We start from the raw sequence: 18,015 nt of genomic DNA, 5'->3' as shown, positions 1-18,015 counted from the left end.
ACTTCCTTGCGGCGATGCTCCTAGCCTGTGGGACGCCCGAAGAGCCCCCACGAGCCGCAAGGACGACTTCGACGTGACTTCCCCACCCCGACGCCCGCTGCTCAAGCGGTCCATATCCGCCTCCCTCTCGCTGGCACTCGCCGCGTTCGGCACCGCCGCCGCCGTGGTGCTGACCGGCGCACCGGCCGCCCAGGCGGCCGGTGTCCCCGCCCCCTCACCGCTCGCCGTTCCCGGCCGCGGCGCGACCGTCCCGTTCAAGGAACAGGAGGCCGAGTACGCGGCCACCAACGGCACCCTGATCGGCCCGAACCGCCTCTACGGCACGCTCCCGTCCGAGGCGTCGGGCCGGCAGGCGGTGACCCTGGACGCGGTCGGTGAGTACGTGGAGTTCACGCTCACCGCTCCCGCCAACGCGATGTCCTTCCGGTACTCGCTGCCGGACAACGCCGCCGGGACGGGCCGGGACGCCTCGATCGACGTACGCGTGAACGGGGCCTCGCCCAAGGCGGTCCCGGTGACCTCCAAGTACGGCTGGTACTACGGCGGTTACCCGTTCAACAACAACCCGGGCGACACCAACCCGCACCACTTCTACGACGAGGCCCGGACCATGTTCGGGTCGACGCTGCCGGCCGGGACGAAGGTCCGGCTCCAGGTGTCGTCCACCGCCGGCTCACCGTCGTTCACCATCGACCTGGCGGACTTCGAGCAGGTGGGCGCGCCCATCGCCAAGCCCTCCGGCGCGCTGGACGTCGTCTCCGACTTCGGGGCCGACCCGACGGGGGCCGCGGACTCCACTGCCAAGATCCAGGCGGCGGTGGACGCGGGCAGGGCGCAGGGCAAGGAGGTGTACATCCCGCAGGGCACGTTCCAGGTCCGCGACCACATCATCGTGGACAAGGTGACCCTGCGCGGCGCCGGGCCCTGGTACTCCGTGCTGACCGGGCGTGATCCGTCCAACCGGAGCAAGGCCGTCGGCGTCTACGGCAAGTACGCGGGGGACGGCGGCAGCAGCAACGTCACGCTCAAGGACTTCGCCATCATCGGCGACATCCGGGAGCGGGTGGACAACGACCAGGTGAACGCCATCGGCGGGGCCCTGTCCAACTCGACCGTGGACAACGTCTGGATGCAGCACACCAAGTGCGGTGCCTGGATGGACGGCCCGATGGACAACTTCACCATCAAGAACAGCCGCATCCTGGACCAGACCGCCGACGGGGTGAACTTCCACTACGGCGTCACCAACTCCACGGTCACCAACACCTTCGTCCGCAACACCGGTGACGACGGGCTCGCGATGTGGGCGGAGAACGTCCCGAACGTGAAGAACAAGTTCACGTTCAACACGGTGATCCTGCCGATCCTCGCCAACAACATCGTCACCTACGGCGGCAAGGACATCACCCTGTCCGACAACGTCATGGCGGACACCATCACCAACGGCGGCGGCCTGCACATCGCCAACCGCTACCCGGGCGTCAACTCCGGGCAGGGAACGGCCGTCTCGGGCACCACCACGGCTGCCCGCAACACCCTGATCCGCACCGGGAACAGCGACTACAACTGGAACTTCGGGGTCGGCGCGATCTGGTTCAGCGGGCTCAACGAACCGATCAACGGCAACATCAACATCACCGACAGCGAAGTCCTGGACAGCTCCTACGCCGCGATCCACCTCATCGAGGGGGCGTCCAACGGGCTGCACTTCAAGAACATCAGGATCGACGGCGCCGGCACCTACGCGCTCCAGATCCAGGCACCCGGCACGGCCACCTTCGACAACGTCACGGCGACGCACATCGCGCAGTCGAACCCGATCCACAACTGCGTCGGCAGCGGCTTCCAGATCACCCGGGGCTCCGGGAACTCCGGCTGGTACGCCGACCCGCCGGCCTGCACCGGCGTCTGGCCCGCCCCGGTGTGGACGAACGGCGGCGTCCCGGGTGGCGGCACCGACCCGACCGACCCGCCGACCGACCCCACGGACCCGCCGACCGACCCGACCGACCCGCCGGAGGAGACCGGTAACCTCGCCCAGGGCCGCAGTGTCACCGAGTCCGGCCACGCCGACGTGTACGGCGCGTCCAACGCGGTCGACGGCAATGCGAACACGTACTGGGAGAGCACCAACCATGCCTTCCCGCAGACCATCACCGTGGACCTCGGGGCGGCCAAGTCCGTCAAGCGGCTCGTCCTGAAGCTGCCGCCCTCCTCCGCCTGGGCGACCCGCACCCAGACGCTGAGCGTGTCGGGCAGCACGGACAACAACACGTACAACTCCCTGAAGGGCTCGGCGGGTTACACCTTCAACCCGTCGAACGGAAACCAGGCTACGGTCACCCTGCCGGGTACGTCGGCCCGCTATCTGCGGCTGACGTTCACCGCCAACACCGGCTGGCCGGCCGCGCAGCTCTCGGAACTGGAGGCATACACCAGCTGACCGGGCTGTGGATACACGGACGGGCGGCACGCGCGACGCGTGCCGCCCGTCCGGCATTTTCCCTGCGGGGGAGAGTTACTTGAGGGTGTAGCTCTTGGCGGCCGCGGCGGCCTCGGCCGGCCTGACCACCTTCAGGCCGCCGGGGACCTTGTCGTCCGGCTTCATGATCACGCTCTCCCGGGTGGACGGCGCCGCCGGATCGGTGAAGTCGTGGGAGACCCCGAAGTCGGTGCCGAATCCGGTGATCGTCAACAGCGCCTTGTCGACACCTTCGCGGGTGAGGTCCTTCGCGGCACACGCCTTCTTCAGGGCCTCGCCGTACAGGTCGGCGGCCGTGTACCCGGCGATGACGCCGTTGTCGAGGCCGTCCTTGGGGTAGGCGGCGGCGTACTCCTTCGCCAGCTTCGCCGGACCGGTGCCCGGGTCGCCGATGGGCAGGGTGGACGCGGCGACGTAGTAGTCCCGCATCAGGGCCGGGCCGGCCTGCGTCTTCAGCAACTGCGGCGCGTACGCGGAGTTGTTGCCGATGACCGGGACCTTGAGGCCGGTGGCGGCGGCGACCCCGACGAGCGAGGCGGCCTGGCGGGGGCCCGCGCTGACGACGACGGCCTTGACGCCCGCCTGCTTCAGGGCGGCGACCTGGGCGGTCATGTCGTTGTCGGTGGGCTTGATCTTCTGCTCGACGACGGTGAGGCCCGCCTGCTTCGCCGCGTACTTGGAGCCGGCGAGCGCGTTCTCGCCGTAGTCGCCCTCGAAGTACACATGGCCTATCTTGTCGCCCTTGGCGATGCGCTTCTCCGCGAGCAGGTAGTCGATCGCGTTGACCGTCTCGACGTCGTACGTGGCGCCGATGACGCGGACGTACTTGCTGCCGAGCAGGTTCGCGGACCACGCCTGCGGCAGGACGAGGCCCTTGTCCTGGCCGTCGATGCGCTGCTCCACCGCCGCGACGAACGGGGAGCCGATGAACTGGACGAAGCCCAGCACCTTGGGCTCCAGCTCGGTGTAGCCGGCGACGGCCTTCTGCGGGTCGTAACCGTGGTCGCGCACGGTCAGCTCGATCTTGCGGTCGCAGATGCCGCCGGCCGCGTTGGTCTGCTTCACCCAGAGCTGCTGGGCCTGGGTGACGCTCTTGCCGAGGGAGGCGTAGACGCCGGTCATGTCGGTGAGCGCGCCGAGCGCGATCGTGGAGTCGGTGACGCCCTCGCCGGTCTTCACCCCGCCCTTGGCCCCCTCTCCCCCGTCGGAGGACTTGGCCTTCTCGCTGCACCCCGTGAGGGTGAGGGCGAGGGCCGCGCACACGGCCCCGAGCACACGCAGTTTCATTTCTTCTCCCCTGAATTCTTCATCGGGCGTGTCAGGCCGCCGGGCAGGAACAGGACCGCAGCGACGACCGCGGCGCCGTACAGGTAGCGCGATGCCTCGCCCGGGGTCAGGCCGCCCGTGCCGGGGGCCGCGACCAGGGGCAGGGAATCGCTGTAATGGGTGAGGAGCTGGGGCAGCAGCGAGACGAAGGCGGCCCCGACGACCGCCCCCGCCACGGTGCCGAGCCCGCCGATCACGATCATCGCGAGGTATTCGAGGGACAGGACCATGCCGAAGTACTCGGGCACCGTCCGCTGGAAGACCAGGGCCAGGAGGACACCCGCCAGCCCCGCGTACATCGAGGACAGGACGAAGACCCCGGCCCGGTAGCGGGCCACCGGGACGCCCATGACACCGGCCGCGATGCGGTGGTCGCGGATGGCGTTCAGCGCCCGGCCCGGCCGCCCTCGCAGCACCCCGCGCGCGAACAGGCCGCTGAGGAGCAGGACGAGCAGTGCCGCGTACCAGAGCTTCTCGGACGACTGGAACGGCACCGCGGCCACCAGCACCTCGGTGTCGTCGAAGGTGAGGCCGAAGAGCGACAGCGGTGGCACCGGGCGGCCGTTGTACCCGCCGGTGAGAGACGAGGCATTGAACAGCACGTGCTGGCCGATGAAGATCAGCGCCAGGGTCGCGATGCCGAGGTAGGCACCCCGCAGCCGTCCCGCGATCGGGCTGAACAGCCCGCCGGCGGCACCGGCGAGGAGCACGGCGAGCACGGCGGCGAGCCAGCTGGGCAGGCCGAGCCCGGACAGGGTGTGCCCGTTCTCCGTGCCGCTCTCCCCCGCCAGCACGCAGTAGCCGTACGCGCCCACGGCGAGGAAGAAGGCGTGGCCCATGGACAGCTGCCCGGTGGCCCCGGTCAGCAGGTTGAGCCCGATCGCGCCGATCGCGGCGGCCATCGCGAAGAGACCGGCCTGGAGCCAGAAGCGGTCCAGGTAGAAGGGGAGGGCGAGCAGCAGCACGGATCCCGCCGCCCAGGCCCAGGTACGGGGACGGCGCAGCCGCGCGGTGACGGCGTACGCGAACGGGGTGGCGGTCTCAGACACGGGCCGGCTCCTTCGTGCCGAGGAGTCCCGCGGGGCGTATGAGCAGCACGATCACCATCACCAGGTAGGGGGCCAGGTCGCCGATGCCCCGGCCGAGGAACGACAGATCGCTCTGGTAGCCGGTGGCGAGCGATTCGGTGACGCCGACGATCAGCCCGCCGGCCAGGGCGCCGGTCGTGGAGTCGAGGCCGCCGAGGATGGCGGCGGGGAACGCCTTGAGCGCGGCGAGCGAGGTCGCCCGTTCCAGGCCGGGCGTGGGGAAGACGGTGAGGAACAGCGCGGCGACGGCGGCGAGCGCCCCGGCGACCGCCCAGGCGGCGAGCGAGACCCGGCCGAGCCTGATCCCCATCAGCGCGGCCGTCCGCGGGTTCTCGGCGGCGGCGCGCATCGAGACGCCCCAGGAGGTGAAGCGGAAGGCGAGCAGGAAGACGGTGATGAGGAGGGCGGCGGCGACGAACGCGGCGACGCGGGTCTGGGCGAGCGTGACCCCGCCGACGGTGAGGACCCGGTTGCCCCAGGGGTCGCCGAGCGCGAGCACCTCCGTGCCCATGCGCCGGGTGAGTTCGGTGGTCAGCAGGATGTCGACGCCGATGGTGACGATGGCGAGGACGCTGTGGTCGCTCCCCCGGTAGCGGCGCATCACCAGGAACTCGACGGCGGAGCCGACGACGGCCGCGCCCGCGATCCCGGTCGCCAGGGCGGGCCAGAAGCCGATGTCGTCGTGGAGCACGGCGGTGACGTAACCGCCCGCCAGCAGCAGGGAGGCGTGGGCGAAGTTGACGACCTCGGTGGCCTTGAAGATGACGACGAAGCCGAGCGCGATCAGGGCGTAGACCGAGCCGATGGACAGGCCGCCGAGGAGGAGTTCGATGAAGGTGGTCATTGCGGGGCCCCCAGATAGGCTTGGACGACGGCCGGGTCGTTCTGGACCTCGGAGGGGGTGCCGCCGGCGATCCTGCGTCCGAAGTCGAGTACGGTCACGGCGTCCGCGAGCCGCATCACCACCCCCATGTCGTGCTCGACCAGCACGATCGAGATGCCGAGGCCGTCGCGGACCCCGGCCACGACCGCCGCGGTGCGCCGGCGTTCGTCGGCGGTCATGCCGGCCACGGGTTCGTCCAGCAGGAGCACCTGCGGCTCCATGCACAGCGCGCGGCCCAGCTCGACCAGCTTCTGCTGCCCGTACGGGAGTGCGCTCGCCGGCCGGTCCAACTCCGCTTCCAGGCCGATGAATTCGGCGATCTCGCGGACCCGGTCCCGGTGCGCGCGGGCTTCCCGGGCGGCGGCCGGCAGCCGCAGCCCCGCGGCCAGGAAACCGGCCCGGGTCAGCCGGTGCCGGCCGAGCATGAGGGTGTCGGCGACGGTGGCGTACGGGGGCAGCGCGAGGTTCTGGAAGGTGCGGGCCACACCGAGCGCGGCGATCCGGTGCGGGGCGAGCCCGGTCAGCTCGGTCTCCCCGAGCCGGACGCTGCCGGAGGCCGCCCGGTAGACCCCGGACAGCACGTTGAAGGTGGTCGACTTGCCGGCTCCGTTGGGTCCGATGACTGCGTGGACACTGCCCGGCTCGACGGTGAACGAGACGCCGTCGAGGGCGGTGAGCCCGGCGAAGCGGACGGTGACGTCCTGGACCGTGAGCGGGGCGGGGGCGGTCACGCGGACCACCTGCTCAGGGTGCGTACGGCGGTGCCCGCCGCCCGGTCCGCGTCGGCGGCGGCCGCCTCGTCCACGACGCCCAGATAGCGGCGGCGCACCTCGTCGGAGGCGGCCAGTTCGTCAGCGGGCCCGTGCAGGGTGACCTCACCGACCTCCAGGACGTACGCCGTGGTGGCGAGGCGCAGGGCGATCGACGCGTTCTGCTCCACGAGCAGGACGGACGTGCCGGAGGCGTTGATCTCACGCACCGTGTCGGCGATGCGCTGCGCCATCAGGGGCGCGAGGCCGAGCGAGGGCTCGTCCAGCAGGAGCAGCCGGGGCCGTGCCATCAGGGCGCGGCCCATGGCCAGCATCTGCTGCTCGCCGCCGGACAGCAGCCCGGCGCTCTGGTGGGCACGGCGGGCGAGCACGGGGAACAGCTCGTGGACGCGGTCCAGGGCCTGCGCCGCCGCCTTGCGGCCTCCGTCGGCGCCGAGGGCTCCGGCGCGCAGGTTGTCGGCCACGGTCATCCGGGCGAACACCTGTCGGCCCTCGGGCACTTGGACGATCCCGGCGGCCACCACCCGGTCGGGCCGCAGCCCGTCCAGGGGGCGGCCGTCGAACCGGATGGTGCCGGCGCCGGTCCCGCCGTGGAAGCCGAGGGTCCGTGAGACGGCCCGCAGCAGGGTGGTCTTGCCGGCGCCGTTTCCGCCGAGTACGGCGGTGATCGTGCCGGCCGGGACGTCGAGGTCGATGCCGCGCAGTGAGCGTACGGGGCCGTAGGCGGCGGAGAGTGCGCGGATCTCGAGCGTGGGCATGGGGGTCCTCCTCCTTCCGCGGTTCCTGTGTTGCCACAGGTCAGCAGGGGGAGGAGGGGGGCGTCCATGGGGGGTGGGGGGACGCGTTGCGGGTGCCACGGGTGGGCGGGGCGGGGTTGTGCGGGCGCACAGGGCGGGGTGCGCCTGAGGCGGGGTGCGCCCGGGGCGGGCCTTGTCCCCTACCCGCCCCTTCCCGAAACCGGGGCTCTGCCCCGGACCCCGCGCCTCAAACGCCGGCGAGGCTGGTTTTCAGCCCCTCCGGCGTTTGAGGAGCGGGGGCCCGGTTCAGGCCAGGAAGTCGCGCGCGATCGACTCCGCGACCCGCTCCAGCAACGGCCCCGCCTGGGCCATGCACACCGCCGGATCCGGCTCCAGATCCAGCAGCGCGTACGCCCGCCGGATCCCCGCCCCTTCCAGCGCCTCGCGCTCGAGCGCGAGGCGGCCGCACACCGCCACCACCTCGACCCCCGCCGCATGCGCCGCCGCCGCGACGCCCGCCGGGGCCTTGCCGTGCAGGGTCTGGGCGTCGAGGGAACCCTCGCCCGTGATGACGAACGTCGCCCGGTCCAGCGCGGGGGCGAAGCCGAGGACGTCGAGCATGACCTCGATCCCGGGCCGGAACCGCGCGCCGAGGGCGACGAGCGCCCCGTAGCCGATGCCGCCGGCCGCCCCGGCGCCGGGAAGTTCCGCCTGCGCGGGGCCGAGGAGCGACGCGTAGTGGGCGAGCGCCGCGTCGAGCGTCGCGATGTCCTCCTCCGTCGCGCCCTTCTGGCGGCCGTAGACCTCCGGCGCGCCCTTCGGGCCGGTCAACGGGTTGTCGACGTCGCTGGCGAGGATCAGGTCGATGCCGGCGAACCGGGGGTCGAGCCCCGACAGGTCCGCCTCGGCGAGGTCCGCCAGACCGCCGCCGCCCGGACCGACCGGCTTTCCGTCCGCGTCGAGGAACCGCGCGCCGAGCGCGGCGAGCATGCCCGCCCCGCCGTCCGTGGTCGCGCTGCCGCCGACGCCGAACACGATGGTCCGGGCTCCCGCGTCGACCGCCGCGAGCAGCAGCTCCCCGGAGCCGTACGTGGTGGCCGTGAGGGGCGCGAAGACACCGTCGGGCAGGTGCTGGAGGCCGGACGCCTCGGCCATCTCGACCACCGCGGTGGTCCCGCGCACCGCGTACGCGGCGGTGACGGGGTCGCCCAGGGGCCCGGTCACCCGCGCCTCGCGGCGCTCGAAGCCGGCGGCCACCGCCGCCGCCACCGTGCCGTCGCCGCCGTCGGCGACCGGCAGGGTCTCCACCCGTAGACCGGGAACGACGCGCCGCAGCCCGGCCGTCACCCGCTCCGCGACCTGCACGGCCGTGAGCGAGCCCTTGAACTTGTCCGCCGCGACGAGCACGCGTGCGGTCTCCATCACTGCTCCGTCCGTCACCATGATTCCCTTTGCATTCGAACAGGCAGTCGCGCCGCCACGACTTTATCCGCCGCACCCCCTCCCTGCCCATGGTCTGATCGATCAAAGTGCCCCTAGGCTGACCGTGTGACCACTACTGACTACGCCACGTATATCGCCGGTCTTCCCAAGGTCCTCGTCGGTGCCGCCTGCGTCTTCCGCGATGCGGGCGGCCGGGTGCTGCTGGTCGAGCCGAACTACCGGGAGGGGTGGACGCTCCCGGGCGGGACGGTCGAGTCGGCCGACGGGGAGGGCCCGCGGCAAGGTGCGCGCCGCGAGTCGCTGGAGGAGATCGGGCTCGACATCGAGCCGGGGCGGCTCCTCGTCGTGGACTGGGCGCGTGGCAGCGACCGGCCGCCGATCGTGGCGTACCTGTACGACGGTGGGGTCCTGGACGAGGAGCAGCTGAAGGCGATCCGGCTCCAGGAGTCGGAGCTGCTGTCGTGGAGACTGGTCGAGCCGACGGAGATCGACCAGTACCTGAAAGGTGCGCGCGCCTGGCGGATGCACGCGGCGCTGAAGGCTCTGGAGTCCGGTACGGGTGCCGTGGAGCTGGAGGACGGCCGGCCCGTCGGCTGAGGCGGGCCGCCCGGTCAGCCCTGGGTTTCCGGCGGCCTGGTCCCGTTGTCGCGCACGGTCTCCTCACGGGCCGCGACGCGGGCCTCGGTGCGGTGGCCGCGCGCGATGTAGTCGCGTACGACCAGTTCGACCGCGTCCTGCGGGTTACCGACCCCCGCGAGCACCATCACCTCGACCACGAGTTCCGCGTCGATGCCGACCGCTACCTTCGCCATGGCGCGACGGTAGCACCGCCGCCCCGGTACGGTCCCGGGCATGACCCTCCACGCCACCCGGGCCTCGTACGACACCGTCGCAGCCGACTACGCCTCGCTCCTCGCGGACGAGCTGGCCGCGAAGCCTCTGGACCGGGCGATGCTCGGCGTCTTCGCCGCGTACGTGCGCGGGGACGGCGGCGGGCCGGTCGCCGATCTCGGCTGCGGGCCGGGGCGGGTCACCGCGTACCTGCGGGACCTGGGTCTCGGCGCCTCCGGGGTCGACCTCTCGCCCGGCATGGTCGCCGAGGCCCGGCGGCGCTACCCGGGCCTGCGGTTCGAGGTGGGGACGATGACCGCGCTGGACCTGCCCGACGGCTCACTGGGAGGGGCCGTCGCCTGGTACTCGCTCGTCCATACGCCGCCGCGGGACCTGGGGGCGTACGTGGCCGAGTTCCGCCGGGTCCTGGCCCCCGGCGGCCACCTGCTCATCGCCTTCAAGGCGGGCGACGACGAGGGCGTACGGCTCGATCACGCGTACGGGCATCCCGTGGACCTCGACGTGTACCGCTTCGACCCGGACCGGGTGGCCGCGCTGCTCGAAGCCGCCGGGTTGGAGGTGCGGGCCCGGCTGGTGCGGGCGGCGGACCCGGAGGAGCGCACCCCGCAGGCGTTCCTGCTCGCCCGGCGGCCGGGCGGGTGAGGTAGTGTGGACGGCTGCGAAGGGGAGTAGCCCCGCAAACCGGTCGTCGACACACTGGAACCTCGCGGTTCCCGGTGGCCGGGCTCGTGGATCATCACGGGTGGGCGAGACCTTCGGTCAGGTATGACACGCCCACGCCCTGTGGGCGGTGCCGTCATGCCGGGCCGAGCGGTCCTCCGAAACGCCGACCGGCACTTCGCGGAGATCCTGGGCCCGGCTCGTACAGAAAGCCACCCGGAATGCATCTCGACCCCCTGGCGATCATCACCGCTTTCGGGCTGATCTTCCTCGCCGAGCTCCCGGACAAGACCATGTTCGCGTCGCTCGCCATGGGCACGCGCATGCGCCCGCTCTACGTCTGGTTCGGCACCTCGTCCGCGTTCATCGTGCATGTCGCCATCGCGGTGGGCGCGGGCGGGCTGCTCGGTCTGCTGCCCGACTGGATCGTCAAGCTGGTCTCGGCCTCCCTCTTCGCCTTCGGCGCGTTCATGCTGCTGCGCGGGGGCGGGGACGACGAGGACGACGAGTCGGGCCCGAAGACGGTGACCGGGTTCTGGCCGGTGTACTCGACGGCGTTCATGGCGGTGTTCATCAGCGAGTGGGGCGACCTCACGCAGATCACGACCGCCAACCTGGCCGCGAGCAACGGCACCTGGTCCACCGCGATCGGTTCCGCCGCCGCCCTGATGTCCGTGTCCGCGCTGGCGCTGCTTGCGGGCCGGTTCATCGCGAAGCGCGTACCGCTCAAGACCGTGCAGCGCATCGGCGGCCTGTGCATGCTGGGCCTGGCGATCTGGACGGTGACCGAGATCTTCACCGGCTGACCCGCGGAATCGCTGTACGGCGAAGGGCCCCGCACACGCGCGTGTGCGGGGCCCTTCGCCGTACTCGCTTCAGAACAGCGCCGGGGTGGTCTCCTCCGTGCCGTTCTCGAACGCCAGCAGGCGCTGTTTGCGGTCGAGCCCGCCCCCGTAACCCGTGAGGCCGCCCGAGGCCCCGATCACCCGGTGGCAGGGCACGATGATGCCGACCGGGTTCTTGCCGTTGGCCAGGCCCACCGCCCGGGAGGCCCCGGGCCTGCCCAGGATCCCGGCGAGTTCGCCGTACGAGCGGGTCTCGCCGTACGGGATGAGCCGCAGCTGCTCCCAGACGCTGCGCTGGAACGGGGTGCCGGCCAGGTGCAACGGCAGGTCGAAGTCGCGCAGTTCGCCGGCGAAGTAGGCGTCGAGCTGGCGGACCGCCTCGGTGAAGGGGCGCGGATCGGGCTCCCCGAAGGTCTCCTCGGGGGGCCGGTGGCGCTGGGCGGTCATGTAGAGGCCGGCGAGGACACCGTCGGTGGCGACGAGGGTCAGCGGGCCGTAGGGGCTGTCGGTGACGGTGTGCTGCCGGGTCACGGGGCACTTCCTTCCGTGTCCGGGAGGTGGTTGATGGGGTGGTCGTCGACGGTCCAGAGGTACTGGACGGCGTACGCCCGCCAGGGGCGCCAGCCGGCCGCGCGGGCGGTGAGCGCGGCCGGCGTGGACGGCAGGCCGAGGTGCTGGGCGGACCTGCGGATGCCGAGGTCGGTCGGGAGGAAGGCGTCCGGGTCGCCGAGGGCGCGCATCGCGATGACCTCGACGGTCCAGGGGCCGAACCCCGGCAGCGCGGCCAGTTCGGTGCGGGCCCGCTCCCAGTCGGCGTCGGGGCCGAGGCGCAGTGAGCCGTCCGCCAGGGCCCGGACGAGGGTGGTGAGCGTGCGGCGGCGGCTGCGCGGGAGGGCCAGTCGCTCGGGGTCGAGTCCGGCCAGCGCCTCCGGGTCCGGGAAGAGGTGGGTGAGTCCGCCCTCGGCGTCGTCCACCGGGGCGCCGTGCGCGGTGACCAGGCGGGCGGCGTGGGTGCGGGCGGCGGCGGTGGAGACCTGCTGGCCCAGCACGGCGCGGACGGCGAACTCGGCACCGTCGACGGTTCTCGGCACCCGGCGGCCCGGTGCCGCGTCGACCAGCGGGGCGAGCAGCGGGTCGGTGCGCAGCTGCTCGTCCACGGCGACCGGGTCGGCGTCCAGGTCGAGGAGCCAGCGGCACCGGCTGATGGCGAGGGTCAGGTCGCGCGGGTCGGTGAGGGAGAGCCGGCAGGCGATGTGGTCGGGGCGCGGGGTGAGCGCGACGATGCCGTGGCCGTGCGGCAGGGCGAGCGTGCGGCGGTACGCGCCGTCGCGCCACTCCTCGACACCGGGGACGGCGGTGGCGGCGAGGTGGCCGAAGAGATTGCTGGGGTTGAGCGGGGCGCGGTACGGGAGGCGCAGCGCGATGACGCCGGGGGTGGCGGGCGCCGGGGCCGAGCGGGCGGCGCGGGTGCGCAGCTCGCCGGGTGCCAGGGCGAAGACCTCCCGGACGGTGTCGTTGAAGGTCCGGATCGAGGAGAACCCGGCGGCGAAGGCCACCTCTGCCATCGGCAGCGCTGTGGTCTCGATGAGCACGCGTGCGGTCTGGGCGCGCTGGGCGCGGGCGAGGGCGAGCGGTCCGGCTCCCAGTTCGGCGAGGAGCTGGCGTTCGATCTGGCGGGGCGAGTAGCCGAGGCGGGCGGCGAGGCCGGGGACGCCTTCGCGGTCGACCACGCCGTCCCGGATGAGACGCATCGCGCGGGCCACCGAGTCGGCTCGCGCGTTCCACTCGGGCGATCCGGGGCTGGTGTCGGGGCGGCACCGCTTGCAGGCCCGGAAGCCGGCCTGCTGGCAGGCGGCCGCGCTGGGGTAGAACGTCATGTTCTCGGCCTTGGGCGGCACGACGGGGCAGCTCGGGCGGCAGTAGATCCGGGTGGTCAGGACGGCGGTGAAGAACCAGCCGTCGAAGCGGGCGTCCTTCGACCGGACCGCCCGGACGCAGCGCTCGGTTTCGGTGTGCATGGTTCAAGGATGGGCCACGGGCGGGGTCCGGGGCTGGCGGAAATCCGACATGGGCGTCGGGCTGCCTGGGGCTGCCCGACGCCCGCGCGTCCGTGCTCAGCCTCGGAGCGCCGAGGCGAAGATGCCGGGGAGGCGGGTCGCCTTCGGGTCGGTGGTGTAGGCGGTGAGCCGTTCCATGGTCGTACGGCCGGTGCGGTTGGTGACGTAGTACGGGGGGCGCGGGGACAGGGACGGGGAGCCGGTGAACAGGCCGCGCGGGGCGGGTGCGAAGGGGGCGCGTACGACGGTCTTCTCGACGTGCTCCAGCATGAACGCGTTGTGCACGAAGCCGACGCCGCTGCCGATGTCCTGGCGGCTGTGCCCGGGGAAGGCGCCCCACGGGGTGTAGCCGAGCAGGAAGCCGAACGCCGACCAGCAGTTGACGCCGAGGGTGCCGTAGCGGAGGCCGGTGACCGCCTCCTCGACCGCGTGGCGGTGGGCGCGTTCGGTGCGGGGGTGGACCAGCAGGGTCGCGCCGAGGGTGCCGGGGAGCCGGTCGTTGGCGAACTCCGTGGCCGCGCGCAGGAATTCCGGTGCGTCGGCACCGGGCAGGCGTACGACTCCGAGGGCGCTGGCGAACACCTCGATGTCGAGCATCGGGTCGCCCTCGTCCGTGATGTCGGGGACCAGCAGGCGGCAGGCGCCCACGCCATGGACCTCGGCGTCCGGGTGGGCGCGGACGACCGCGTCGAGGCGGTCGGCGGCGTCGGGGTAGTAGTCGGCGCGGGGCGGCAGTGCGCGCAGGACCCGGCGGATCTCGGCGAGCAGCCGTTCGGTGCCCTCCCACTCGCGGGGGACGACGAGGATCTGGCTCGCGACGCAGTTGTGGCCGGAGTTGTTCATCTTGCTGGTGACGATGTGCTCGGCCTGGAAGCGGAAGTCCGCCGCGCTCCACGGTCCCGGGGACACGATGCAGGGGCTGACGCCGCCGAGTTCGCTGGTGAACGGCTTGTCGTTGAGCGGGGTGTCCTCGCTCCTGCGCCGCTCGGCCTGCTCGTCGGTGCCCCAGACGATCGCGTCGTGGGTGCGCTCGCTGCCGGTGACGTGGATGGTGTCGACGCCGTCGTGGGTGGTGAGGTAGGCACCGGTGTCGGCGCCGCCGTCCACGAAGCGCACCCAGCCCTTCTCGATGAACTCGGCGAACACCTCCTCGAAGTGCGGGCGCAGGTAGGCGTTGACGGGATTCATCTTGGCGAGGACGACCTCGCCCTCCGCGTACAGCTTGTGCAGGATGTCGAGCGGGGTGATCGCGGGGACGTTGCCCGCGCCCAGGACCAGGGCGACGGCCGGGCGGCCCCGGCGGCCCCGGTACTCCCCCGCCGCGTCGGCCAGCGCCTGCGCCCGGGTGGTCCCGGGCAGGGTCCACACCTCGGCGGTGAACCCGTTGAGCAGGAGGCGGTCCGACCCGGTGGCGGGGAAGACGTCGACCAGGACGCGGCCCCCGCGCTCGCGGACGGCCTTGCGGTCGACCGGGTCCTGTCCTGCGGCCAGCCTGCGCAGCACGTGGAGGTAGGCGCTCACCGTCTGGGCCAGGGCCCAGGGGGCGGTGACCCAGTCCTCGGCGGCCCAGGCCGAGTCGGCGGCGTACCCTTTCGCGGCGGCGGCGTCGGCGACCATGGCGGGCGCGGCCCCGGCGATGCGCGGGAGCATCCGCTCCAGGAGGGCGACGCGTTCGGGGAGCGGGGTGGCGGTCCAGGTGCCGGCCCGGTCGCGCAGGCCGGCCACGGCGAGGTCGAGCGAGCTGGTGTCGAGTGCGGGGGCGGTGCTCACGGGCGGGCTCCTTGGGTGGGTCCGGTGGGGGGAGAGTCAGGGGGTGGCCGTACGGGCCGCGTCGCGGGCCGGGTCGATGAGCCAGAAGGACGCAGCGGCCCCCAGGACGAGGAGAAGGCCGGAGAGCACGACGGCGTTCTGGTAGCCGCCGCTCCCCCGGGCGTCGACGAGGGCGCCCACGACCGCCGGGGCGGCCAGCCCGGCCATGGTGACCAGGGCGTTCATGACGCCCAGCGCACCGCCGGCCCGGTTCGGCGGGGCGAGTTCGCTGACGGTGGTCGCCGCGACGGCCGCGTACGAGCCGCCGAGCCCGAAGCCGAGGGCGATCAGCACCGTCTTGGCCGTGGAGCCGACCGCGAGCGGGACGGCCAGGCAGCACAGTGCGCCGAGCGCGAGCAGCGTGCCGCCGACCCAGCCCCGGGCGCGGCGGCTGCCGACGCCGCGCCGCATCAGCCGTCCGGTGACCCCGGCCTGGGCGAGCAGGACGACGGCGCCGATGGTCCAGGGGGCGACGACGACGGTGCCCGCCTCGCCGGCCGTGTAGCCGAGGGCGTTGCGCAGGTAGGACGGCAGCCAGACCAGCATGAGGGCGACGGTCCAGTAGCTGGTGAAGTAGGCGAAGGTGGCACCGATCCAGGTGCGGCTGGTGAGGATCGCGCGGTACGGGACCGGGGTGGCGGGCTCCTCCTCCCGTACGCGCGTACGGGAGGGCTCGACGCGGTGTCCGCCGTCCGCGCCGAGCACCCTCCAGACGGCGGCCCACACCAGGCCCACGCCCGCCAGCACCCACAGCGCCGTGCGCCAGCCGTGGTGCTGGATGACCCAGGACAGGCCGGGCGCGGAGGTGATCACCCCGAGCGTGACGCCGAGGGTGATCAGGGCGCCCGGCAGGTTGCGCCGGTCGTTGGGGAACCAGGCGAGGGCGGCCTGCTGCGCCACGGGGAAGGCCGGGCCCTCGGCCGCGCCCAGGAAGACCCGGGAGGCGACGAGGACGGCGAGGCCGCCGCCGATCGCCGCGGGCACCTGGGCCACGGACCAGAGCAGCGCCATGAGCAGCAGCAGGATCTTCGGTGAGACCCGGTCGGCTGCGAGCCCGACCAGGACGGCCGCGACCGAGAAAAGCAGGAAGAACGCGCCGTTGACGAGGCCGAATTGAGTGGCGCTCAGGTGCAGGTCCGCGCGGATCTCGTCGGCGGCGAGGCCGAGCACGGACTTGTCGGCGAAGTTGACCATCATGAAGACCACGAGGAGCGCGGTCACCGTCCAGGCCCGGGTACGGGTGCCGACGGGTGCCACCGCTTCGGTGGGGTGCTGGGGCCGTTCGATCGGTGCCGCGGTCATGGGGTCTCCCGGGAAGAGGGGCGGAGGGGTCAGGACAGCGGTACGCCGGCGATGGCGATGCGCTCCATGACCCGGCGCTGCGGGAAGTAGTCGTTGATCGCGTAGTGCTGGGTGGCGATGTTGTCCCAGATGGCGATCGAGTCGGCCTCCCAGTGGAAGCGGACCTGGTACTCGGGGATGCGGGCCTGGAGCACCAGGATGTCGAGCAGTTCGCGGCTCTCGGCGTCGGACAGGCCGTTGATGCGGGTGGTGAAGGGCTCGTTGACGTAGAGGGTCTTGCGGCCGCTGCGCGGGTGGCGGACGACGACCGGGTGCTCGACCTGGGGCCAGGACATGCGGAACGCGGCCTTCTGCTCGTCGTTCATGAGGGCGCCCCAGCTGGGTGCCCAGTCGTGCACGGCGGTGAGCTCGGCGATGCGGGCCTTCAGGTCGTCGGGCAGGTTGTCGTAGGCGGCTGCCATGTCCGCCCACATGGTGTCGCCGCCCGCCTCGGGCACCTCAACGGCGCGCAGGACGGAGCCGAGCGCCGGGTTGACCATGAACGAGTGGTCGCTGTGCCAGATGTTCTTGTTGCCGGCCGCCTTGGCGTCCTTGGCGAGGCGCGAGACGCCGGCCGTCCCGGTCTTCGGGAAGAACGGGTTGGGCTCCGGCGGGCCCCAGACGCCGGACAGGGCGAGCTGGTGCTCGGCGGTGAAGCCGGTCTGCTCGCGGAAGAAGATCACCTTCCACTCCAGCAGCGCCTGGCGCAGCTCCTCGGCGAGTTCGCCGCTGATCGGGCGGGTCAGGTCGACCCCGCCGAGCACGGCACCGAAGTGCGGGGTGAGCGGGCTGATCCCGACCTGCCGGTACGTGGCCGGCTCGGCGCCGGGCGCGAGCCGTTCGAGGGTCCGGCTCCCGTAGTGCATGAGCGGCTTGTCCAGGACCGGCTTGGGGTTCGTGACAGCGGTCTGCATAGGTGTTCCTCCCGCGGCGGGCTAATTACGTAACCAGCAGTATCGATATGAAGATGCGGCGGGGCAAGGGGTGCGGCGGGTTGATTCGCGGGCGGATCCGGTGACCGTCCGGGGGTGGTTCCGGGCATGCGGAAGCCGCCCGGCGACTGGGCCGGGCGGGGGCGACGGGCGCTACGCCTGGACGGCGACCGCCCGGCCGATCAGGTCCACCATGGATTCCACCAACTGCTCGTCCGGCAGGCGCTGTTCGCCGACCATCCGGAAGACCAGCGAGGCGGCGACCAGCGTCGCGGCGGCGGCGATGTCGACATCGGCCCGGACGTCACCGCGCGCCACCCCGCGCTCCAGGAGGTGGCGGGTCTCGCTCATCACGCGGGCCGTGTAGTCGCGGTACGCGCCCGGCTCGGCGCCCGCCTCCGAGGAGGAGCCGATCACCCCGGCGAGCAGGCGCGCGACGCCCGGCTGCCGGTACGCCTCCATGCGCGCCGTCAGCACGGCGCGCAGCTCGGCCCGGAAGTCGCCCATGTCGGGGACCGTCAGCGGCCCGATCCGGGACTCGGCGGCGGCCAGGACCAGATCCTGCTTGGTGGCCCAGCGCCGGTACATGGCCGGTTTGCTGACGCCGGCCCGGGCCGCCACGGCGTCCATCGTCAGCGCGCCCATCCCGTGCTCCGTCACCAGGGCGACGACGGCGTCCAGCACGGCCCGGGTGACGCGCTCCTCACGGGGTCTGCCGGGGCCGCGCCGCGCCTTGGTCACCTGTTCGTCGGCCATGCCCCGACCCTACGCGGGCCGGGCCCACCCCTCC

General features: G+C 72.6%; 17 protein-coding genes. 4 read left to right on the top strand and 13 right to left on the bottom strand.

The features are described 5' to 3' along the window. Positions 1-73 precede the first annotated feature (73 nt). Complete coding sequence (locus ABZ565_RS08580) at positions 74-2,443, top strand: discoidin domain-containing protein (RefSeq protein WP_361022151.1); 2,370 nt, start codon at positions 74-76, stop codon at positions 2,441-2,443. Between the two features lie 75 nt (positions 2,444-2,518). Here the strand turns inward: ABZ565_RS08580 and ABZ565_RS08575 are convergent, their stop codons facing one another. From ABZ565_RS08575 to ABZ565_RS08550, 6 genes are all read right to left on the bottom strand, one after another. Beyond that, on the bottom strand, positions 2,519-3,769 hold the full coding sequence (locus tag ABZ565_RS08575) for an ABC transporter substrate-binding protein (RefSeq protein ID WP_361022148.1): 1,251 nt from the start codon (positions 3,767-3,769) through the stop codon (positions 2,519-2,521). Further along, the gene (locus ABZ565_RS08570; protein WP_361022145.1) at positions 3,766-4,857 is read right to left on the bottom strand and encodes a branched-chain amino acid ABC transporter permease; all 1,092 of its coding nucleotides are present in this window, start codon (positions 4,855-4,857) and stop codon (positions 3,766-3,768) included. The genes ABZ565_RS08575 and ABZ565_RS08570 overlap by 4 nt, the downstream gene beginning before the upstream one ends. After that, positions 4,850-5,740, bottom strand: coding sequence for a branched-chain amino acid ABC transporter permease (locus ABZ565_RS08565; RefSeq protein WP_361022142.1), 891 nt, complete (start codon positions 5,738-5,740; stop codon positions 4,850-4,852). The genes ABZ565_RS08570 and ABZ565_RS08565 overlap by 8 nt, the downstream gene beginning before the upstream one ends. Then, a complete protein-coding gene (locus ABZ565_RS08560; RefSeq protein ID WP_361022139.1) occupies positions 5,737-6,519 on the bottom strand; it encodes an ABC transporter ATP-binding protein in 783 nt (260 codons plus the stop codon). The genes ABZ565_RS08565 and ABZ565_RS08560 overlap by 4 nt, the downstream gene beginning before the upstream one ends. Next, on the bottom strand, positions 6,507-7,307 hold the full coding sequence (locus ABZ565_RS08555; RefSeq protein WP_361022136.1) for an ABC transporter ATP-binding protein: 801 nt from the start codon (positions 7,305-7,307) through the stop codon (positions 6,507-6,509). Before ABZ565_RS08555 ends, ABZ565_RS08560 begins: the two co-directional genes overlap by 13 nt. Positions 7,308-7,592: 285 nt before the next feature. Beyond that, positions 7,593-8,708: a glycerate kinase gene (locus tag ABZ565_RS08550; protein ID WP_361022133.1), complete on the bottom strand. Its 1,116-nt coding sequence runs from the start codon at positions 8,706-8,708 to the stop codon at positions 7,593-7,595. Positions 8,709-8,834: 126 nt separating this feature from the next. Between ABZ565_RS08550 and ABZ565_RS08545 the strand changes: the two genes are divergently transcribed. Next, the gene (locus ABZ565_RS08545) at positions 8,835-9,326 is read left to right on the top strand and encodes an NUDIX hydrolase (RefSeq protein WP_361022130.1); all 492 of its coding nucleotides are present in this window, start codon (positions 8,835-8,837) and stop codon (positions 9,324-9,326) included. 14 nt (positions 9,327-9,340) lie between these two features. On the opposite strand, the gene ABZ565_RS08540 is transcribed toward ABZ565_RS08545, so the two are convergent. Further along, positions 9,341-9,541, bottom strand: a complete 201-nt coding sequence (locus tag ABZ565_RS08540) for a DUF2191 domain-containing protein (RefSeq protein ID WP_361022127.1) — start codon at positions 9,539-9,541, stop codon at positions 9,341-9,343. Between the two features lie 40 nt (positions 9,542-9,581). Between ABZ565_RS08540 and ABZ565_RS08535 the strand changes: the two genes are divergently transcribed. Together ABZ565_RS08535 and ABZ565_RS08530 are read left to right on the top strand one after the other, a co-directional pair. Then, positions 9,582-10,223 (top strand): class I SAM-dependent methyltransferase, encoded by a 642-nt coding sequence (locus ABZ565_RS08535; protein ID WP_361022124.1) that lies wholly within the window; start codon positions 9,582-9,584, stop codon positions 10,221-10,223. 239 nt (positions 10,224-10,462) lie between these two features. Beyond that, a complete protein-coding gene (locus tag ABZ565_RS08530) occupies positions 10,463-11,047 on the top strand; it encodes a TMEM165/GDT1 family protein (protein ID WP_361022121.1) in 585 nt (194 codons plus the stop codon). Between the two features lie 69 nt (positions 11,048-11,116). Here ABZ565_RS08530 and ABZ565_RS08525 read toward each other — a convergent pair whose 3' ends face one another. The 6 genes from ABZ565_RS08525 to ABZ565_RS08500 form a co-directional block, all read right to left on the bottom strand. Continuing rightward, complete coding sequence (locus tag ABZ565_RS08525) at positions 11,117-11,617, bottom strand: methylated-DNA--[protein]-cysteine S-methyltransferase (protein WP_361022118.1); 501 nt, start codon at positions 11,615-11,617, stop codon at positions 11,117-11,119. Then, a complete protein-coding gene (locus ABZ565_RS08520; RefSeq protein ID WP_361022115.1) occupies positions 11,614-13,104 on the bottom strand; it encodes an AlkA N-terminal domain-containing protein in 1,491 nt (496 codons plus the stop codon). Before ABZ565_RS08520 ends, ABZ565_RS08525 begins: the two co-directional genes overlap by 4 nt. 96 nt (positions 13,105-13,200) lie before the next feature. Continuing rightward, on the bottom strand, positions 13,201-14,913 hold the full coding sequence (locus ABZ565_RS08515; RefSeq protein WP_361022112.1) for an aldehyde dehydrogenase family protein: 1,713 nt from the start codon (positions 14,911-14,913) through the stop codon (positions 13,201-13,203). 36 nt (positions 14,914-14,949) lie between these two features. Then, positions 14,950-16,254, bottom strand: coding sequence for an MFS transporter (locus ABZ565_RS08510; protein WP_361022110.1), 1,305 nt, complete (start codon positions 16,252-16,254; stop codon positions 14,950-14,952). A 29-nt stretch (positions 16,255-16,283) separates the two neighbouring features. Then, the gene (locus ABZ565_RS08505) at positions 16,284-17,207 is read right to left on the bottom strand and encodes a TauD/TfdA family dioxygenase (RefSeq protein ID WP_361022107.1); all 924 of its coding nucleotides are present in this window, start codon (positions 17,205-17,207) and stop codon (positions 16,284-16,286) included. Between the two features lie 171 nt (positions 17,208-17,378). Continuing rightward, entirely contained in the window at positions 17,379-17,981 is a 603-nt protein-coding gene (locus tag ABZ565_RS08500) for a TetR/AcrR family transcriptional regulator (RefSeq protein WP_361022104.1), read from the bottom strand. Positions 17,982-18,015: the final 34 nt, after the last annotated feature.

This window comes from Streptomyces sp. NPDC016469 (assembly GCF_040632905.1).
Lineage (GTDB): Bacteria > Actinomycetota > Actinomycetes > Streptomycetales > Streptomycetaceae > Streptomyces.
Note: the sequence above shows the minus strand (reverse complement) of the source record. Positions and strands in the feature narration are given on the sequence as shown.

Excerpts from the sequence above, each read along its gene's own strand:
- ABZ565_RS08575 (WP_361022148.1), bottom strand. The coding sequence starts at position 3,769 with ATGAAACTGCGTGTGCTCGGGGCCGTGTGCGCGGCCCTCGCCCTCACC.
- ABZ565_RS08565 (WP_361022142.1), bottom strand. The coding sequence starts at position 5,740 with ATGACCACCTTCATCGAACTCCTCCTCGGCGGCCTGTCCATCGGCTCG.
- ABZ565_RS08555 (WP_361022136.1), bottom strand. The coding sequence starts at position 7,307 with ATGCCCACGCTCGAGATCCGCGCACTCTCCGCCGCCTACGGCCCCGTA.
- ABZ565_RS08550 (WP_361022133.1), bottom strand. The coding sequence starts at position 8,708 with ATGGAGACCGCACGCGTGCTCGTCGCGGCGGACAAGTTCAAGGGCTCG.
- ABZ565_RS08540 (WP_361022127.1), bottom strand. The coding sequence starts at position 9,541 with ATGGCGAAGGTAGCGGTCGGCATCGACGCGGAACTCGTGGTCGAGGTG.
- ABZ565_RS08535 (WP_361022124.1), top strand. The coding sequence starts at position 9,582 with ATGACCCTCCACGCCACCCGGGCCTCGTACGACACCGTCGCAGCCGAC.
- ABZ565_RS08530 (WP_361022121.1), top strand. The coding sequence starts at position 10,463 with ATGCATCTCGACCCCCTGGCGATCATCACCGCTTTCGGGCTGATCTTC.
- ABZ565_RS08520 (WP_361022115.1), bottom strand. The coding sequence starts at position 13,104 with ATGCACACCGAAACCGAGCGCTGCGTCCGGGCGGTCCGGTCGAAGGAC.
- ABZ565_RS08510 (WP_361022110.1), bottom strand. The coding sequence starts at position 16,254 with ATGACCGCGGCACCGATCGAACGGCCCCAGCACCCCACCGAAGCGGTG.
- ABZ565_RS08505 (WP_361022107.1), bottom strand. The coding sequence starts at position 17,207 with ATGCAGACCGCTGTCACGAACCCCAAGCCGGTCCTGGACAAGCCGCTC.
- ABZ565_RS08500 (WP_361022104.1), bottom strand. The coding sequence starts at position 17,981 with ATGGCCGACGAACAGGTGACCAAGGCGCGGCGCGGCCCCGGCAGACCC.